Source organism: Brevibacterium sp. LAARM3_SD1, from assembly GCF_057364765.1.
The window spans coordinates 72,113-88,648 of record NZ_JBNFOL010000001.1 but is presented as its reverse complement, the minus strand read 5'-3'; the positions used below and the strand labels follow the sequence as shown (position 1 = coordinate 88,648).

Below are 16,536 nucleotides of genomic sequence, written 5' to 3'. Positions count from 1 at the left end.
ATCGTCGTGCTGCGATGAGGGATGTGCCATTAAGCGTGGGGGATGCCTCCGGTCGCCTATCTGCCGGTGGTGATGGAGTCGTCGGTGATGCCGGCTGCGCGACGTTCTTCGAGGCGAGCGCGCTGCGGTTCGACGACGTGACGCGGGTCCTTCGTCGATTCGATGCCGGCCTCGAGCACTCCGAAACGCGTGTACGCCGAGGCGGCAGCGAGAGCCGCACCGGAGACGACTGACAGCCCACGCAGCACGGCACGCGTCTTCCAGCTCCGTTTGGCGACTCCAGCAGAGCCTGCACTTCCGACAGCCTCGGCAACTGCACCAGCCACACCCGAAGCACCAGTCGTACCGGAACCCCGTGCCAGCTTCTTCGCGAACACACGTGCCCCCACCTCGACGGCGGCGGCACCGACGGCCCCGGCGATGAGCAGCTTCTCGGCCCGGTGGAGCTTGTGTCCCGGTTCGCCGTCGTCCATCGGATCGACCTCAGCCGGGTGCATGCGCTTCCTCATCGCCGACATCGCATAGGCTTCACCGGCGGTCCCGGCGAGCGCGAGCAGCCTGGCCGGTCCGGTCTCGGCCACCGGTGCCAATGCCATCGCGACACCTCCGGCGGCCATCGACGCCGAGGACACGAACACGTACGGCAGACCATTGCGACCAGCAGCGTTCCAGGTCGGAACGGCCGTCGCCCCCAAAAGCACGGCGGTATAGGCAGCCAGCGGGGTGGCAAAGAACGCGGACTCGATTGCGGCAGGAGTCTCCATGCCATGGAGCACCTTGCGCAGCGGGCCCAGGGGCAGCAGCTTCTCACCCGTGATTCGGTCGAGTTCGATCGCGAAGGTCACACCCGATCCGACGCCGAAGCCCGAGAGGATCCAGGTGCCCAAGCTCATCGGCGACGACACTTTGACCACGCGCATCATGTTGAGGAACCGTTCGGGCCGGCCGAGGTCGGCCACGAGAGCGGCACCGCCGATGCCGGTCGCGGCGATCGCAGTCATCCGGGAGGCGATGCGCAGACCGGGCCGATCGGTCAGCTGCGCACCGAAGCCCAACAAGGACGAACCGCCTGCCAGACCGCCGAGGAACAGGTACGCCCCGATCTCATCGCCCCACGGCGGAGCCTTGACGATCGGTCGACCGTAGTAGGACGTGAATTCGACGTCCTCAACCATCGGCATCTCACGGTTGCCGTCGGCACCGCGGTTCTTCCACCCGCCGCCGCGACCGTTACCGCCGCGACCACCCCGACGGCCACCGGAACCGTCAGGTCCGCTGGGTCCTCCGCGGCCGCCTCGGCGACGTTTTCTGCGTCCGCCTTCCGGCTCGGGTGGGCGGTAGGAATCGTATTCTGATGTGCTCATGAACGGCGGCTCCCGAGGAACGCGAGTCCGGCCGCGGCGACCATGCCCAGCGCCGCGATCCCGGCGTTGGCGTACATCTTCGGCAGATCCTTCGTCGCGACCCGTGGGTCCGGCGGCAGGCCGTAGACCTCGGGTTCGTCGAGGAGGAGGAACACGGATCCGGTGCCGCCGACCCCGTCGTTCGGGTTCGCCCCGTACAGGCGAGCCTCGGTCAGGCCCTTCGCGTGGAGTTCGGCCACGCGGTCATGCGCTTGGTCGACCATGTCCTGACGGTCGCCGAACTTGATCGACTGGGTCGGGCAGGTCTGCGCGCAGGCGGGTTCCTGACCCTCGACGAGGCGGTCGTAGCAGAGGGTGCACTTGTTCGCGGTGCCCGCGTTCGGCACATCCATGTCCGCGGCCTTGCGATCATCCCGATCGGTGGGGGTGTTGATCGTGCCGTCGTCGCGGCGTTCGATGACCCCGAAGGGGCAGCCGGCCACGCAGGTTCCGCAGCCGTTGCAGACATCGTTCTGGACGACGACGGTGTCGAATTCGGTGCGGAAGAGCGCACCGGTCGGGCACACGTCGAGGCAACCGGCGTGCGTGCAGTGTTTGCATACGTCGGAGGACATCAGCCAGCGGAAGTCCGCGGTGTCCGGGGGTGTCGTGTCGACGTTCGACAGGTCGGTCGGCTCCAGGGCACCCGGTGCCAGCAGATCGACGTTGAGCTCGGGGGTCGTCGGCAGACCGGCGGAGGTCAGGCCCTCTGCCGCCGCGCCCAGAGCACCGTCCAACGGCTGCGCGGCGGCAGACTCATCGGTGCGCGGACGGATCGTCGGCATGCCGAGGTTGACGAGCTTGCGCCCGGATTCCCGCGCCTTCTCGATGCGTTCGGCGTCCTGTTCGATGAACGCGACGTGCCGCCACGTGTTCGCACCGAGGCTGCCCGTGTTGTCATACGAGGAACCGAGCAGTTCGAAGGTGCCGTCCTGCGGGTTGCGGTTCCACTCCTTGCACGCGACTTCGCAGGCCTTGCAGCCGATGCAGATCGAGGTGTCGGTGAAGAATCCCTTACGGCTGTGCGCGGAATCGTGCCAGTGCCCGTCCGCCAACGTGCCGTCATCGACCGTCGGTGTCGACATCAGTCGTCCTCCTCCTCGTTCTGCTGGCGCGCTTCGTCAGCTTGCCGGTCCCGAGCTGCCCGGGCGCGAGCCTCCGCTTCGGCCACCTCGGTTTCGGCGATCGCACTGCCGTCGGCATGCCTGCCGTGGTCGGGGTCGCCGTCGCTGGGGTCCCCGTCGTCGGCGCGGTTCGACACCGCCGTCTCGGCGGATTCGGTGGGTTCGGCCGCCTCGGTGGGTTCGATGGTGATCCTACCGCTGCGATCATCGGCACTGTCGACCGTCGCCGAGGCGGTCGTGCCGTCCCGATCGGAGCGTCCCTGTGCTCCCCCGTCCAGGGTCCTGCCCGGGGTGACGCCGACGGCCGAATCACCGCCTCGGTGACCGTGCCCACCGGCGCTGCGGCCCGCTCCGGCGTCGCGGGAGGCCTCGGTCTCCTCGGCGGAGACCGTGACCTGCTGGTTGCCGGATTCGGGACTGAGCCCGGCCTCGCGCTGGTACTTCTCGACGAAGTCGACGAGTTCGGGTCCGCGGGGACGGCGGCCGGGCATGATCGTTCCGGCCACGTACTTGCTGTTCTGGATGTAGACGTTGGGGTCCATCGTCACACCGAGCAGGTCGTTGGCGGAATCGCCTTCGACGACGGCTCCCTGACCGCCCACGCCCCAGTGGTAGGGCAGACCGATCTGGTGGACCGTCTTCCCGCCGATCGTCAGCGGGGTCATCCGCTTCGTCACGAGGACGCGGGCTTCGATCGCCGCCCGCGGGGAGACCAAGGTCGCCCAACCGTAGGGCTCGAGCCCACCTCGGCGGCGAGTTCCGGTGAGATCTCGCAGAACATCTCCGGCTGCAGCTCCGACAGGTACGGCAGCCACCGGGACATGCCTCCGGCGGTGTGGTGCTCGGTGAGACGGTAGGTGGTGAACACATAGGGGAAGACCTCGGATCCGGGCACTCCGGCACCGGGTGCGGACAGGTTGTCCTCACGGCGCATGACCATCCGGGTCGGGCTGTTCTGCTGTGAGTACAGCGGGTTCGTGACCGTCGATTCCTGCGGTTCGTAGTGAGTGGGAATCGGTCCGTCGATCATGCCGCTGGGTGCGAACAGCCACCCTTTGCCGTCGGCCTGCATGATGAAGGGATCATCGCCGTCGAGGTTCGCGGGACCCCCGTAGGCGGCATCCGATCGGGCCGCAGGGGCTCGGTCGATCGGGAAGTCGGGCACATCCTTGCCCGTCCACTTCCCGGTCTCCTCGTCCCACCACACGAACTTCTTCCGCTCCGACCAGGGAGTTCCGTCGGGTGCGGCGGAGGCACGGTTGTACAGGATCCGACGGTTCGCCGGCCATGCCCACGCCCATTCGGCGGCGGTCTCGTCCTGCTCGTCGCGCGGTTTGCGGCGCGCGGCCATGTTCTGGCCTCCCGCGTAGACGCCGGCGTAGATCCAGCAGCCTCCTGCGGTGGCACCGTCGTCGGTCATCTGGTTGAAGTTCTCCAGCGGCTCACCGTCGCGCTCACCGCCGATGAAGTAGCCGTTGATCTCCTTGACGACCGCCTCGGCGTCGACTTCGCCCTCGTCGTCGACCGGGTAGTCCCAGGTCATGTCGAGCAGCGGCCGATCTCGGGGGTCGTCGGAGTCCTTCAGCTTCTCGCGCACGGCTTGGCCGAGTTCGAAGAAGAAGTCGAGCTCGCTCTGTGCGTCCCCGGGCGGATTGACGGCCTTGTGGCGCCACTGCACGAGACGCTGAGTCTGCGTGAACGTGCCGGCCTTCTCCGTGTGGTTGGCCGCCGGCAGGAAGAACATCTCGGTGTCGATGTCCTCGGTCTTCAGCTCCCCGGTCTCGATCTCGGGGCCGTCCTTCCACCAGGTGGCGGATTCGATGAGGCTGAAGTCGCGCACAACCATCCACTTCAGGTGGCTCATCGCCATGCGCTGCATGCGCCCGTTGGCCGATCCCACGGCCGGGTTCTGTCCGAGCAGGAAATAGCCGTCGACGCCGTCGTTGAGCATGCGCACCGCGGTCTGGTAGGTGCCGTGGGCGCCGTTGATGCGCGGCAGATAGTCATAGGCGAAGTCGTTGTCTTTCGTCGCCGCATCGCCCCACCAGGCCTTGAGCAGGCTGGTGGCGTAGGCGCGACCGTTGGCCCAGTAGCCCTTATGGGTCTCCGGGGTGCCGACGGCTGCGACGTAGTCGTCGAAGGTGTCGTGGACTCCGGCGCTGGGCATCGGCAGGTAGCCGGGCAACAGGTTGAACAGGGTCGGGATATCGGTCGATCCCTGAATCGTCGCGTGCCCGCGCAGCGCCATGATTCCGCCGCCCGGACGACCCATATTGCCCAGCAGGAGCTGGAGGATCGAGGCGGTGCGGATGAATTGCGCGCCGAGGGTGTGCTGAGTCCAGCCGACCGCGTAGGCGAAGCACGTGGTCCGTTCCCGGCCCGAGTTCTCGGTCACCGATTCGTAGAGGTAGTCGAAGTCAGCGGGCTTGATTCCGCAGTTCTCCTCGACCATTTCGGGCGTGTAGCGCGAGTAGTGGTGCCGCAGGATCTGGAAGACCGACTTCGGGTTCTCCAGGCTGGGGTCCTTGAGCGGTGCACCGTGCTCATCCGTCTGATACGACCACGTCGAGTTCTCGTACGAGTTCGTGTCCGGGTCGAACCCGGAGAACAGTCCGTCGAGATCCTCGGTGTCGACATAGTCGTCGCTGATGAGGTTTGCGGCGTTGGTGTAGGCGCGCACGTACTCGTCGAAGTAGCGTCCCTCGGTCAGGACACGGTTGATGAGCGCACCGAGCAGCACGATGTCGGAGCCGGCCCGGATGGGCACATGCTTATCGGCGATCGCGGTGGTGCGCGTGAAACGAGGATCGACGTGGATGATGCGGGCACCACGGGCCTTGGCCTCGGTCACCCATTGGAAGCCCACGGGGTGGCACTCGGCCATATTGGAACCCTGGATGATGATGCAGTCCGCATTCGCCATATCCTGGACGGGTTGTGTGGCGCCGCCGCGCCCGAACGAGGTTCCCAAACTGGGAACCGTGGCGGAGTGTCAAATGCGCGCCTGGTTCTCGATCTGTATCGCCCCGGCCGCGGTGTAGAGCTTCTTGGCGAGGTAGTTCTCCTCGTTGTCGATGGTCGCCCCGCCGAGGCTGGCGATGCCCATCGTCCGCCGCAGCGGGTGGCCTTTGTCGTCTACGTCTTCCCAGTGATTGCGGCGGGCTTCGATGAAGCGGTCGGCGATCATGTCGATCGCGGTCGACAGTTCGATCTTCGTCCAGTCCTTTGCCTTCGGGGCCCGGTAGAGGACGTCGGTGACACGACCGGGGGCGTTGACGAGCTGTTCGCTGGCTGCGCCCTTCGGGCACAGGCGACCGCGCGAGATCGGTGAGTCCGGGTCGCCTTCGATCTGTACGACCTTGTCGTCCTTGACGAAGATCTTCTGCCCGCAGCCGACAGCGCAGTACGGGCACACGGATTGGACGACCTTATCGGCCGTGACCGTGCGTGGGGTGGTGTCTCGGGTCTGCTGGGACACAACGGATTCACCGCGTCCCGTCTTGTCAGACGTGCGGAATTGCCGGAGTACCGGCCACTCGAGGAAGCTGAACCGAGCCATGGCACCACCTTAGCCCCTCAGCGGGCGGAAATGCACCAGGTGAGACCGGGTTTTCGGCCTCGTCCCAGGAGGTGGGAATCACCCGGTTCACCGAGGCGGCTGCGCGGTCAGGATCGACCGCGCAGCCGCCTCGGTGCTGGGTGCCGTGTTCGGGTTCCTGAACTCGGAGGTCAGGTTGTGGAGCTTGGAGTTCAGGTCGTTCAGCTCAGACCCGACGGGCCAGGAGGATCGCGTCCTCGAGTTCGGCGGGTTCGCCGGACGGTGAGGTCACCTGACGGGTGCGGGTGTCGGCGAGTTCGATCTCCCACCGGTGCGCGCTGGCACCGATGAGGAGGGCGAAGTCCCCGTTCGGGCTGACCAGCTCATGGTGGTGTTCCATGCCGTGCTCGAACTTCTCACTGTGTTCGGCGGCCCACGGCGGCATCGTCGCGTGGGAGACGAGCAGGAGGGCCCCTCCCGGTGCCACGTGTGCGGCGACGCGGGTGAGGAGTTCTTCTCGGGTGTCGGGCAGCCGGGTGTGGAGGAAGGATCCGGTGACGAGGTCGAAGCCGCCTCGGCGATCGGGGTCCTCCGGTTCCCAGGTGGAGACGTCGGCGACGGCGAATTCGGCGGAGATTCCGCGGGATTCGGCGGCCCGGCGGGCTCGGTCGATGGCCGTGGTCGACAGGTCGATGCCGGTGGCGTCCCAGCCGTTCTCGGCCATCCAGACGGCGTCGGCGCCTTCTCCGCAGCCGACGTCGAGGACGCGGCCGGGGGTCATATCGGTGACGACGGCGACGAGGGATTCGTTCGGGTTTCCGGACCAGATGGCGTCGTCGGCCTCGGCGTAGCGCTCTTCCCAGGCGGCCACGGAATCGGGCACGCCGGTATTGCCTGCGCCGGTTCTGTCTGAGTGGGTGTGGTCGTTGTGGCTACTGGTCGCTGTCACTTGTCGACGCCCGGGTCGGCAGGGATCGAATCGGGTGAGGCGCTGTCGGCGCCGTCGGTCTCTGCGGCAGCGGCGGCTTCCTGCTTGGCCAGTTCGGCACGGACTTCGTCCATATCGAGACCCTTGACTGCGGTGATGACCTGTTCGAGCTGCGGGGCGGCGAGCGCACCCGGCTGGGCGAAGACGACGATGCCCTGGCGGAAGGCGACGAGGGTCGGGATGGAGGTGATCGAGAAGAGTCCGGCCAGCTGCTGTTGGGCTTCGGTGTCGATCTTGCCGAAGACGATGTCGGGGTTGGCCTCGGCGGCCTGTTCGTAGACCGGGGCGAACTGTTTGCAGGGGCCGCACCAATCGGCCCAGAAGTCGAGGAGGATGATCTCGTTGTCGTTGATGGTCGACTCGAAGTTGTCTTGCGTGATTTCGATCGTAGACATGTCGGCCAGTCTAGGAGCCGCAGATGAATATCGCCTGGACGGAGGGGGGTTGACTCAGTCGAGGACGTCGGCGATCGGCGAGTCGTCCACGATGGCGGTGAACACGTCGTCCGCCTCGGCGGATTTGACCACCCGATTGGGATTCTCCGGGGCGGGTACCCACGGCATGATCTCGAACGTGATGTCGTCCTCGGGCACGGAGGCCACGGTCGTGGCCAGGGAGGCGAGCGCTCGCATGGAGTCGAGTTCGTCGTCGACGCCGATCGTCGAGGTCACGGCGTCGAGGAATCCGTAGAGGCGGTCGGGCCGGGTGAGGACCTGGCCGCTCTTGGCGCGGTCGATGATGGCTTCCATGACCATCTGCTGGTTGCCCATGCGGGAGATGTCGCTGCCGTCGCCCACAGCGTGCCGCGTCCGGGCCAGAGCGAGGGCGTCGCCACCGCCGATGGTCTGGTGGCCTGCGGGCAAGTCGAGGTTCGCTTTGGGGTCGGTGAGCGGTTCGTCGAGGTCGACGGTGATCCCGTCGAGTGCGTCGACGATCGCTGAGAATCCGTCGAAGTCGACGTTGATGAAGTGGTCGACGCGCACTCCGGTGAGCACCTCGGCGGCGGAGACCGAACAGGCGGGTCCGGCGTTGAGGGCCGAGTTGATCATTCCGTGTGTGGCCTCTGTGGCTCCGTGGCCGGTGTCGTCGCAGGCGGGAATGTCCATGATCGTGTCACGTGGGATCTGCACGGCGTCGATGCGGTCGTCATCGGCGGCGACGTGGGCGAGGATCATCGCATCGCTGCGAGCCCCTTCGGCGCTGCCGAATCCCTTCGCCGAGGCGGCCCCGGAGTTCGCTTCGGAATCCGAGCCCGAATCATCGGAGGCATCCTTTGCCGACTCGAGATCGCGAGTGTCGGATCCGATGATGAGGACGTTCGTCTCATCGGTGAGCTTCTCGGGGACGTCGCCGCCGTGGGCGCGCAGCGGTGAGGAGGCGATGTTCGCGCCGAGGTTGTGCACCGCCACCGCGATCGTCACGGGGGCACCGATGGTAAGGACCGCGGCCACGGCGACGAAGGTGCGCCGGCGCCGGTACTTCGCGGCGAGGCGTCGCTGTCGGCGGGGTCCTGGCGGCGGTGACGATTCTTCGTTGTCCACGGTTCGGGTGCTCCTGCGTCCGGGGTCACGACGGATTGCATACAAAACGGAATGTATACAATCCTAAACACTGGCGCGGTCGTGTGCATAAAACCGTGTGCCATCTCTCGATTGAAATAGATCGGCCGAAATCACCAACAGTGCGATCGCTCTGTTAAGCTGGAATCGTTCTCGTACAGAAATGTGCGGAGCAGATGGTGTCTGAAGAGCAGGTAGATTCGCTCGTCACCATGTGTTTGCCCGTCGGCGCGTGCCTGCCTTCCGCGCCCCTCATGATTTTTCCCAGTTCAGTCGTTTTTCGACTTCCGTCCAGCACCTTCGAGTGCATGATCGAAACCGAGTATCCCCACGATTTCGTCTGAGACAGAGACCTCATATCAGAGAACTCACCCTCACCTTCGATTCCGAGTCCTCGGTTCACCCACAAGTTTTCGTTGGATCTGCGTCTGAAGATCCAGTCCAGCCAGCGGGAAAGCCGGATCCAGCAATGGGTTCGACCATCACGATCGCAGCAGCGGTCATCAGTTAAAAAATAAGGATACAAAGATTATGGCAACAGGTACCGTGAAATGGTTCAACGCGGAAAAGGGTTTCGGATTCATCCAGCCTGACGACGGTTCGGCTGACGTGTTCACTCACTTCTCCGCGATCGAAGCCTCCGGCTACCGCGAGCTCACCGAGGGTCAGAACGTCGAGTTCGACTCGGAGATGGGCTCCAAGGGCCTGCAGGCGACTCGCGTCCGCGGCCTCTGAGACTCTTTGAGAGTCTCACCTAGAGACTTCTGAGATTCACCAGCGACCCTGCGTTCACCCACTTGGTGTGAACGCAGGGTCGCTGTCGTCTCCTCCCCAATTGCTACCCGACGGCGGCCCAGCAACCTCGCGCCAGGTTGCTGGGCCCCCGTCAGGTAGCAATTAGTGGTGGGCTAGGAAAGTGCAGAAGTCCTCGACTCCGCTGAGCTCGATGTCGTTCCGCCGTCTGGTTTCCCACGCCTCGCGGGTCAGGCGCCAGCGTTGGATGCGTCCCGGCTCGCCTCGGCGGATGTCCCAGTCGACGCCGTTGCGCTCGTACCCCAAGGCTTCAGACACCTTGTTCGATCCGATGTTGTCGACGAACGCATCGGAACCGGCCTCACTAGCCCCGAGCCCTGCGAACGCAAGATGCCACAGAGCACTGCGCATCTCGGTACCGAGGCCGCGACCGCGTACATCCGTCGACAGCCAGGAGAATGACGCGAACGTCCCGCAGGAGTCGAATTTCTCCGCAATGAGGTCCTGCATCCCCACGGCCTCACCATCGACGAGGACGGCGAAGGCCAACCGGAAGTCAGAAGGAGAGAACCGCCCCCGTCCACGCCATACGCTCTGGAGCCACCTGCTCACCCGCACGTCCGGGTCGGACTCGTAGAACGACATCGGATCGTCGTAGGGGGCGGGTTCCGCGAAGACCTTGCCGTCCCGCACGAGAGGGGCGAGCGCCGCAAGCATCTCATCGGCGGCACCGACGAGTTCGAGTCGGGGAGTCTTCACCCGGATCTGCAGGGGCGGGTAGCCGATCATGAAACCAACCTAGGCCAGCCGGACCGAATCCACAATGGTCCGGCAACTCCGGGTAGCGTGGGGTTCGACTCCAGGATGCCGATAGCAGGTGGTGGCCCATGACCGAACCCGATCGCCCGACCCCGACGACCGTTGTCTTCGACCTCGGCAATGTGCTCATCGGCTGGGACCAGACAGGGCCTCTGGCCGATCGCATGAGTGCCGATGAATGGCATTCCTTCGCCGAGGCGGCCGACTTCCCCACGCTCAATACCGCAGCTGATTCCGGCGTTTCGATCACCGATATCGTCGCCCGAGCCGCCGAGGCGGACCCCCGCCACGGTGAGATCGTCGCCGGCTACTACGAGAACTTCGACAAGTCCCTGACCGGTCCGATCGACGGCATGGCCGAGATCGTCGCAGATCTCAAGACCGCCGGCATCCGCCTGGTCGGGCTGTCGAACTGGTCGGCCGAGACCATCCACCATGCCCCCGTCGTCGCCCCGGCGATCAGCGAACTCGAAGACATCGTCGTCTCGGGTGAAGTCGGGCTGGTCAAACCCGATCCGGCCATATTCGAACTGACTCGGGACCGATTCGATCTCGACCCGGCCCGGACGGTCTTCGTCGATGATCTGCCCGCCAATGTGGAGGCAGCCGAACAGCTCGGCTTCATCGGCCACGTGTTCTCAGGAGCCGCCACACTGCGCACGGACCTGTCCGAACGGGGTCTGCTCGCTCAATAGGGTGCTCAACTCGCGCCGCCCGGGCAACACCCCTGAACGGGCTCCTCACCCGCTGATCCTGTGAGAAATGTCCGCGTCGTCACCGTCGGTGCGTCGAACGCTGGGCCGAAGTCGAATATCACCCCTGATCGCGCCGAGCTGCTGCTCAACGTCCGCACCTACGACACTGCGGTGCGCAAGAGAGTCATCGCGTCGATCGAGCGGATCGTCCGCGGCGAATGCGAGGCCGCCGGGACGCCGAAGGAACCGACCTTCGAGTACTTCGACCAGTTCCCGCTGACGGTCAACAGTGAGGCGGTCAATGACACCATCACCGAGGCGGTCCAGGAGGCGACACCTGCGACCGCGTCGGACCGCGGTCTCTCCTACGAGATCTTCCCGTGTGGTTCGGGCATTCGGTCTCGGTCATAGGTGATCGTCGTGTACCCGTGGGGAATCGGAGTGCCGTCCTCGTCGACACCGACGAATACGATCTTGTCGATGCTGAGGATGGATCTGCGAGTGATCATATTGCGCACCCGGGCCCTCATCGTCAGTGAGGTGCGTCCGAAATGCGTGGCGAGGAGCCCCATCTCGATGAGATCGCCTTCCCTCGCCGAAGCCTGGAAGTCGATCTCGGAGATCAGCTTCGTCACAACTCGATGGTTGCCGAGCTGGATGATCGCGTAGATCGCGGCCTCCTCGTCGATCCACCTCAGTAGGCTGCCGCCGAAGAGGGAGCCGTTGGCGTTGAGGTCCTCAGGCCGCACCCATTTGCGGGTATAGAAGTTCATCCCCTCCACATCGTGGCGGGCGGAGCTCTCTGTGGGCTGTACCGTCGCTGTCATGCGATCAGAGTAGCGAGGAGTTGTTTCGCCCTCGTTTCGTCCGTGTCACCGCTTTTCGACATCATCCTTCATGGCGGTGAGAGTTTGCCGGATGTTCAAACGTTGGAAGTCCGCGAAGCTCCGGCCCCGCGTGACAATGTGGTCGAAGACCCAGGCCAGCCAGTCGGGCCAAGCGCGGCGATCGTCCGTCCACGACTCTGTCACTCGAGTCGCCTCGCCGAGGTCCTCGAACTCGTATGCCCAGCTCGCGTTCGGTCCTTCGATGCTGGGAGTTCGGGGCCCGATCCGGCGCACGGTGAAGGCGAACCGTTTGCCGGGCACAGATTCGGTGACGACGCATTCGGTCACCCACGTCGCCGGCCCGCGACGGTTCGTGCCTACGAAGACGTCGCCTGTCTGCAGCGGACCTGCAGTCGTGCGCGTGCTTGCGCCCGTGTTCTCCGGGCTCCATCGGGCCATCTGGGTCGGATCGGCGATCTGCTCCCAGAGCCCGGCGGCGTCGGCTTTGATCACCATACTGTCGCTGACCTGCATCGTTCGCGTCATCGTCGTCCCTTCTCATTGTGGTCGTGCACGCACCTGAAGCCGGCCGTGCACAGGGCCCATTCAAACACGGGTCCTGAGCTAGCTGGGCACATGGCCGACTCCGCGACGAACGACGAGATCATCGCCTTCCGCCTCCGAGCTCATCACCTCGATGAGCGACTCAGCCACAACTCACTTCTTGACGCCGCGGGAGCCTGCGGCATCCAGAACAGCCCACCAGGATCCGCGCTGACCGCACTCCATGCGCGGGGCGCCGTCCGCATCCGACGACAGCGAAGGCGACCGGACCAGATCCGAGCTGCTGCGCCGTTGACTGCTCTGCTATAAATCGACGACTGAGCATGACGATCGCAACCTTCGGCACCGTCTCGACGTCGGTGAAGAGCGCAGTGACCGCTGAGGCAGAGGCGATCGGCGCACTGCGCGAGGCAGACGCCGTCGACATCGAATTCGCGTCAGACTGAGATCATTCGGCGAGTTCGCTGATCAGCAGACGCGCGAGGGCTCCGAGTCGGAATCGCTCGGGAATCACGGTTCTGATGCCCTGTTCATGCAGCGGCGCCGCGGTGACGTCGCCGACTGCTGCGGCCACCACCGATTCGTTGAACGCCTCGATCACGGCCGGCAGCAGTCCCTGCTCGTCGGCCGCGGTGAGAAATGCTGCCGCCCCGGGTGCTGAGGTGAAGGCCACGGCATCGCACCTGCGCTCCGCGACGAGTCGGACCGCGTCGACCACGGCGGTCGGGTCGGGGGCCGGACCCCACCGGTAGATGACGAGGGAGCGGACATCGGCGCCTGCTGCGGCGAAGGACTCATCAAGTCCGTCGGCGCCGGCACCGTGATGCTGTACGGCGATGCGCTGACCGTCCACGCCCTCGCCGAGGAGGACCTGCTGGATCTCTGCGCTCGTCTCGGATTCGGCGACCCAGTGAGCCCTCAGTCCGGCCGCTTGAATCGCTCCGCGTGCCTTGGGACCGCGGGCGTATATCCGTGCTCCGGCGAGCATCGAGTGCCATTCTTCGCGAAGACCCGCGGCTTCAGCCACGTCGCCCCAACCGATGAATCCGACTCCGGTCGTGACCACGACGATATCCGGCCGGCCTCGATGAGGTCACGGGTGTGGGTGACGAGTTCAGGGTCGTCGATATGCGGGATGACGGACAGGGTCGGGGCATGGACGATCTCCGCGCCGTGACGCTCGAGGGCGGAGGCGAGCTGCTCGGCGCGCCGCTGAGCTGTGAGCACGATGCGACGTCCGGCCAGTTCTTCGCCGACATCGGTACGGGGCTGGTTCATGCTCATATCCTGGTCTGGCCGACTCGCCGGGGCAACTTCCGCCCTTCGAGAGCAGCCTGGTGGGCGAGCATCTCATCCTTGAGTCCCTGGACCACGGCGGCGATCGCCGGTCGCCGCATCGAATCGGGTCTGAGCACCATCCAGTAGGGCAGTCGCTCGGCCACCGAATCGGGGAAGAGTCGCACGAGGTCGGGGTGACGGTCGGCCATGAAACACGGGAGGAAGCCGATTCCGGCACCCGCACGCGTCGCTTCGACGTGAACGAAGACGTTCGTCGAGGTCAGTGCATCCTTCATCTCGGGAAACAGCCGCCTCGGCGCATCGAGGTCGTCGACCTGGAGCATGGAATCGACAAAATAGACGAGCCGGTGGTCGCTGACCTCCTCCACCGAGGCGGGGGTGCCGTTATCCGCGAGATAGTCACGCGAGGCGTAGAGACCGAGTTCGTAGTCACCGAGCTCGATCGCCTCTGCCCGATGCACGCGCGGTTCGCCGACGACGACCTCGATATCGAGACCGGACCGCTGCTGCAGGGCCTGCCTGGTGACGGTGACGATCTCGACGCTCAGCCCGGGATGCCGACGACGCAGCTTCGCGACCGCCGGGGAGGCGACATAGGCGCTGAACCCATCCGTCGCGGTCATCCGCACCACTCCGGACACCGTCTCCGGGCCCTGGCCGGGACTTTCGAGTTCAGCGACCGCGGTCTCCATCTGTTCGGCCACCGCAACGGCTCGTTCCCCGAGGTCGGTCAGCTCCCATCCGCCATCCGAGCGAGCCAGCACGCGTCCGCCCAAGGACTTCTCCAGGGCGGCGATGCGGCGGGAGACCGTCGAGTGGGTGAGACCGAGGTTGTGGGCCGCCGTCGTGAATTTGGCGGTGCGGGAGACGGCCAGCAGCACGAGCAGATCGTTGGGAGTGGTGTCCATGCCTGCCATAGTAGGCGGGCTTACTCAACGATCTGCGTCGCAGCACAGCACGCGTTTCGGCACCCGTCGTCGACCGGATCATCTTCAGCACAGCACCCTTCTGCACGCTCACCGGTGAGAACCGCAGCCGGAACCGCGCAACAGGCGTCCCCTCGCCAGGCTTCGACTCCTTCCCGAACGGCGAAGACCGCGATGATGAGAGCTGCGACGGAATCGGCCCAGGCCCACCCGAACAGGCTGTTGAGCAGGACTCCGATCAGCACTGCGGCGCTGAGATAGGTGCAGATGAGGGTCTGCTTGGAATCAGCGACAGCCGTAGCAGATCCCAGTTCTCGTCCCGTCCTCCGCTCGAACCAGCTGAGGAACGGCATCACCAGCAGGCTGAGTGCGGCGATGATGATGCCGAGGGTCGAATGTTCCGGCTGGCGCGGGCCCACGATGGACAGAACAGCGTCCACGCTGACGTAGGCCGCGAGCGCGAAGAAGGATACTGCGATGACCCGCAGAGCGACCCGTTCCCGGCGCTGGGGTTCCGGTGCCGAGAACTGCCAGGCTACCGCTGCGGCAGAGAGGACCTCGACAATCGAATCGAGTCCGAACCCGATGAGGGCCGCCGAGGAGGCCGCTCCGCCTGCAGCAATGGCAACGAACGCTTCAATCACGTTCCAAGTGATGGTGATGGCAACGATGATTCGGATCCGCTTCCGCAGAACTGCCGCTCTGTCCCTTCGCAGCACCGTCTCGGTCATCGGCTCAGTCCAGCATCGCAGCAGCCGACCACCGTGCAATTGGAATCGGCACACGGAGCGTTCTCATCGACTGCCAGAGTCGTCTCGACAAGAGCAGTGAGGGCCGTTGCCAGATGAGGGTCGGCGATCTCATAACGCGTCCGCCGGCCTTCAGGTTCGGCCACCACGATTCCGCATCCCCGCAGGCAGGCGAGGTGGTTCGAGACGTTGGTGCGCGTCAGTCCCAGATCGCTTGCCAAGCGCGCAGGATAGCCAGGCTCGGACAGCAGCGACAGCAGAATCCGTGAGCGTGTGGGATCGGCCATCGCGCGGCCGAGGCGCTGCATGGCATCGACACGAGAGGCAATAGTCAGCATATGCTGACTATACAGCATGTGCTGACCTGTTGTCGCGGACCGCTCATGGCGGAATGAGGGCCTCTCCGGCGTCTGCCGCCCGGTCGTCAGCGCACGTGGTCCTGCGACGGCGAACGCGTCCATCTCAGAAGCACGACGATCAGACAGATGAGGAACACGATCCCCGAGGTGACCAGTCCGGTGACGAGGATTCCGATATCGGCAGGCAGATCCACGTCCTCGGCCGGTTTGGTCGGTGCCTTCCCCTCCGGATCGATGAGGACGGAGATCGTGTCGCCCTCATCGAAGTCGTCGTATCCGTCCTTACCGCGGTAGATCAGCGGTTCGGCGACAGGGGTGCCGTCGGCGCGTTCGAGGCTGTAGGTATGAACATAGACCTGCCGCGACCTGGGCGGATTGGAACTGCGCACGGTCTTCTGCTCGACTTTGTGATCGGCGACGACCACCTCGGTGAGTTCGCCAGCTTGCGACAATGCGAGATCCTCGCCGAGCATCACAGTGCCGATGAGCGCAATGGCCACGAATGGTCCGGTGTACCAGTACGCCGGTGTGTGTCCCATGAACCTGCGCATCGCCAGAGTGACACCGACGAAGAAGACGCACCCGAGGATGATCGTGAGCAGCAGCAAGGACGGGAACAGGTACCCGACGGCGAAGACCACACCGACGCCGACGAGGAACACGGCACCGGTGATGATGATGGTCAGCGGATTCCGGCTGCCCTGGTTCCAGCGGCCCTCACTCTTCCCGCCGTCACCCCACTTGCCGCGCATCCAGTAGGCGTCCATTCAAGCTCCGTGTAGAGATGCGTCCTACTTTACCCACGACACGCCGTAGTACTTTGTACTAAGCACTGTTCGGCACGATCCGTGTGCAAAATGGCGCGACGCAAGGCGAGTCACAGATAGATTGGAAATTTCACGTGATCGCTGAGCGTAGGCACAGAGTTCATAA

At 65.0% G+C, this 16,536-nt stretch carries 18 protein-coding genes and 1 pseudogene; 4 read left to right on the top strand and 15 right to left on the bottom strand.

What is annotated here, in order from left to right; translation table 11 throughout:
- Positions 1-56: 56 nt before the first annotated feature.
- The 6 genes and pseudogenes from nrfD to AC2W7L_RS00375 form a co-directional block, all read right to left on the bottom strand.
- Positions 57-1,364 (bottom strand): NrfD/PsrC family molybdoenzyme membrane anchor subunit, encoded by a 1,308-nt coding sequence (gene nrfD, locus AC2W7L_RS00400; RefSeq protein WP_486002773.1) that lies wholly within the window; start codon positions 1,362-1,364, stop codon positions 57-59.
- Positions 1,361-2,488 (bottom strand): 4Fe-4S dicluster domain-containing protein, encoded by a 1,128-nt coding sequence (locus AC2W7L_RS00395; protein ID WP_486002772.1) that lies wholly within the window; start codon positions 2,486-2,488, stop codon positions 1,361-1,363. Before AC2W7L_RS00395 ends, nrfD begins: the two co-directional genes overlap by 4 nt.
- 437 nt (positions 2,489-2,925) lie before the next feature.
- Positions 2,926-6,086, bottom strand: a pseudogene (gene fdnG / locus AC2W7L_RS00390) (formate dehydrogenase-N subunit alpha); the annotation flags it as partial.
- Between the two features lie 205 nt (positions 6,087-6,291).
- Positions 6,292-6,948 (bottom strand): class I SAM-dependent methyltransferase, encoded by a 657-nt coding sequence (locus AC2W7L_RS00385; protein WP_486002771.1) that lies wholly within the window; start codon positions 6,946-6,948, stop codon positions 6,292-6,294.
- 62 nt (positions 6,949-7,010) lie between these two features.
- The gene (locus tag AC2W7L_RS00380) at positions 7,011-7,448 is read right to left on the bottom strand and encodes a thioredoxin family protein (protein ID WP_486002770.1); all 438 of its coding nucleotides are present in this window, start codon (positions 7,446-7,448) and stop codon (positions 7,011-7,013) included.
- A 54-nt stretch (positions 7,449-7,502) separates the two neighbouring features.
- A complete protein-coding gene (locus AC2W7L_RS00375) occupies positions 7,503-8,594 on the bottom strand; it encodes an LCP family protein (protein WP_486002769.1) in 1,092 nt (363 codons plus the stop codon).
- A gap of 549 nt (positions 8,595-9,143) precedes the next feature.
- Between AC2W7L_RS00375 and AC2W7L_RS00370 the strand changes: the two genes are divergently transcribed.
- Entirely contained in the window at positions 9,144-9,347 is a 204-nt protein-coding gene (locus tag AC2W7L_RS00370) for a cold-shock protein (protein ID WP_062240453.1), read from the top strand.
- A gap of 162 nt (positions 9,348-9,509) precedes the next feature.
- Here AC2W7L_RS00370 and AC2W7L_RS00365 read toward each other — a convergent pair whose 3' ends face one another.
- Entirely contained in the window at positions 9,510-10,154 is a 645-nt protein-coding gene (locus AC2W7L_RS00365; RefSeq protein WP_486002768.1) for a GNAT family N-acetyltransferase, read from the bottom strand.
- 98 nt (positions 10,155-10,252) lie between these two features.
- On the opposite strand from AC2W7L_RS00365, the gene AC2W7L_RS00360 reads away from it, so the two are divergent.
- Positions 10,253-10,879 (top strand): HAD family hydrolase, encoded by a 627-nt coding sequence (locus AC2W7L_RS00360; protein ID WP_486002767.1) that lies wholly within the window; start codon positions 10,253-10,255, stop codon positions 10,877-10,879.
- A 60-nt stretch (positions 10,880-10,939) separates the two neighbouring features.
- Positions 10,940-11,290, top strand: a complete 351-nt coding sequence (locus AC2W7L_RS00355) for a peptidase dimerization domain-containing protein (RefSeq protein ID WP_486002766.1) — start codon at positions 10,940-10,942, stop codon at positions 11,288-11,290.
- Here AC2W7L_RS00355 and AC2W7L_RS00350 read toward each other — a convergent pair.
- Together AC2W7L_RS00350 and AC2W7L_RS00345 are read right to left on the bottom strand one after the other, a co-directional pair.
- Entirely contained in the window at positions 11,245-11,706 is a 462-nt protein-coding gene (locus AC2W7L_RS00350; protein WP_486002765.1) for an acyl-CoA thioesterase, read from the bottom strand. The two genes, AC2W7L_RS00355 and AC2W7L_RS00350, sit on opposite strands and share 46 nt — an antisense overlap.
- A gap of 45 nt (positions 11,707-11,751) precedes the next feature.
- On the bottom strand, positions 11,752-12,252 hold the full coding sequence (locus tag AC2W7L_RS00345) for an SRPBCC family protein (RefSeq protein WP_486002764.1): 501 nt from the start codon (positions 12,250-12,252) through the stop codon (positions 11,752-11,754).
- 341 nt (positions 12,253-12,593) lie between these two features.
- On the opposite strand from AC2W7L_RS00345, the gene AC2W7L_RS00340 reads away from it, so the two are divergent.
- The gene (locus tag AC2W7L_RS00340; protein ID WP_486002763.1) at positions 12,594-12,716 is read left to right on the top strand and encodes a hypothetical protein; all 123 of its coding nucleotides are present in this window, start codon (positions 12,594-12,596) and stop codon (positions 12,714-12,716) included.
- A 2-nt stretch (positions 12,717-12,718) separates the two neighbouring features.
- Here the strand turns inward: AC2W7L_RS00340 and AC2W7L_RS00335 are convergent, their stop codons facing one another.
- From AC2W7L_RS00335 to AC2W7L_RS00310, 6 genes are all read right to left on the bottom strand, one after another.
- The gene (locus tag AC2W7L_RS00335) at positions 12,719-13,297 is read right to left on the bottom strand and encodes a uroporphyrinogen-III synthase (protein WP_486002762.1); all 579 of its coding nucleotides are present in this window, start codon (positions 13,295-13,297) and stop codon (positions 12,719-12,721) included.
- A complete protein-coding gene (locus AC2W7L_RS00330) occupies positions 13,189-13,548 on the bottom strand; it encodes a hypothetical protein (protein WP_486002761.1) in 360 nt (119 codons plus the stop codon). The genes AC2W7L_RS00335 and AC2W7L_RS00330 overlap by 109 nt, the downstream gene beginning before the upstream one ends.
- Positions 13,549-13,550: 2 nt before the next feature.
- Positions 13,551-14,477, bottom strand: a complete 927-nt coding sequence (locus AC2W7L_RS00325; RefSeq protein ID WP_486002760.1) for a LysR family transcriptional regulator — start codon at positions 14,475-14,477, stop codon at positions 13,551-13,553.
- Positions 14,478-14,497: 20 nt separating this feature from the next.
- The gene (locus tag AC2W7L_RS00320) at positions 14,498-15,226 is read right to left on the bottom strand and encodes a cation diffusion facilitator family transporter (RefSeq protein WP_486002759.1); all 729 of its coding nucleotides are present in this window, start codon (positions 15,224-15,226) and stop codon (positions 14,498-14,500) included.
- The gene (cmtR, locus tag AC2W7L_RS00315) at positions 15,223-15,582 is read right to left on the bottom strand and encodes a Cd(II)/Pb(II)-sensing metalloregulatory transcriptional regulator CmtR (RefSeq protein ID WP_486002758.1); all 360 of its coding nucleotides are present in this window, start codon (positions 15,580-15,582) and stop codon (positions 15,223-15,225) included. The genes AC2W7L_RS00320 and cmtR overlap by 4 nt, the downstream gene beginning before the upstream one ends.
- An 86-nt stretch (positions 15,583-15,668) precedes the next feature.
- Positions 15,669-16,370: a hypothetical protein gene (locus tag AC2W7L_RS00310; RefSeq protein ID WP_486002757.1), complete on the bottom strand. Its 702-nt coding sequence runs from the start codon at positions 16,368-16,370 to the stop codon at positions 15,669-15,671.
- Positions 16,371-16,536: the final 166 nt, after the last annotated feature.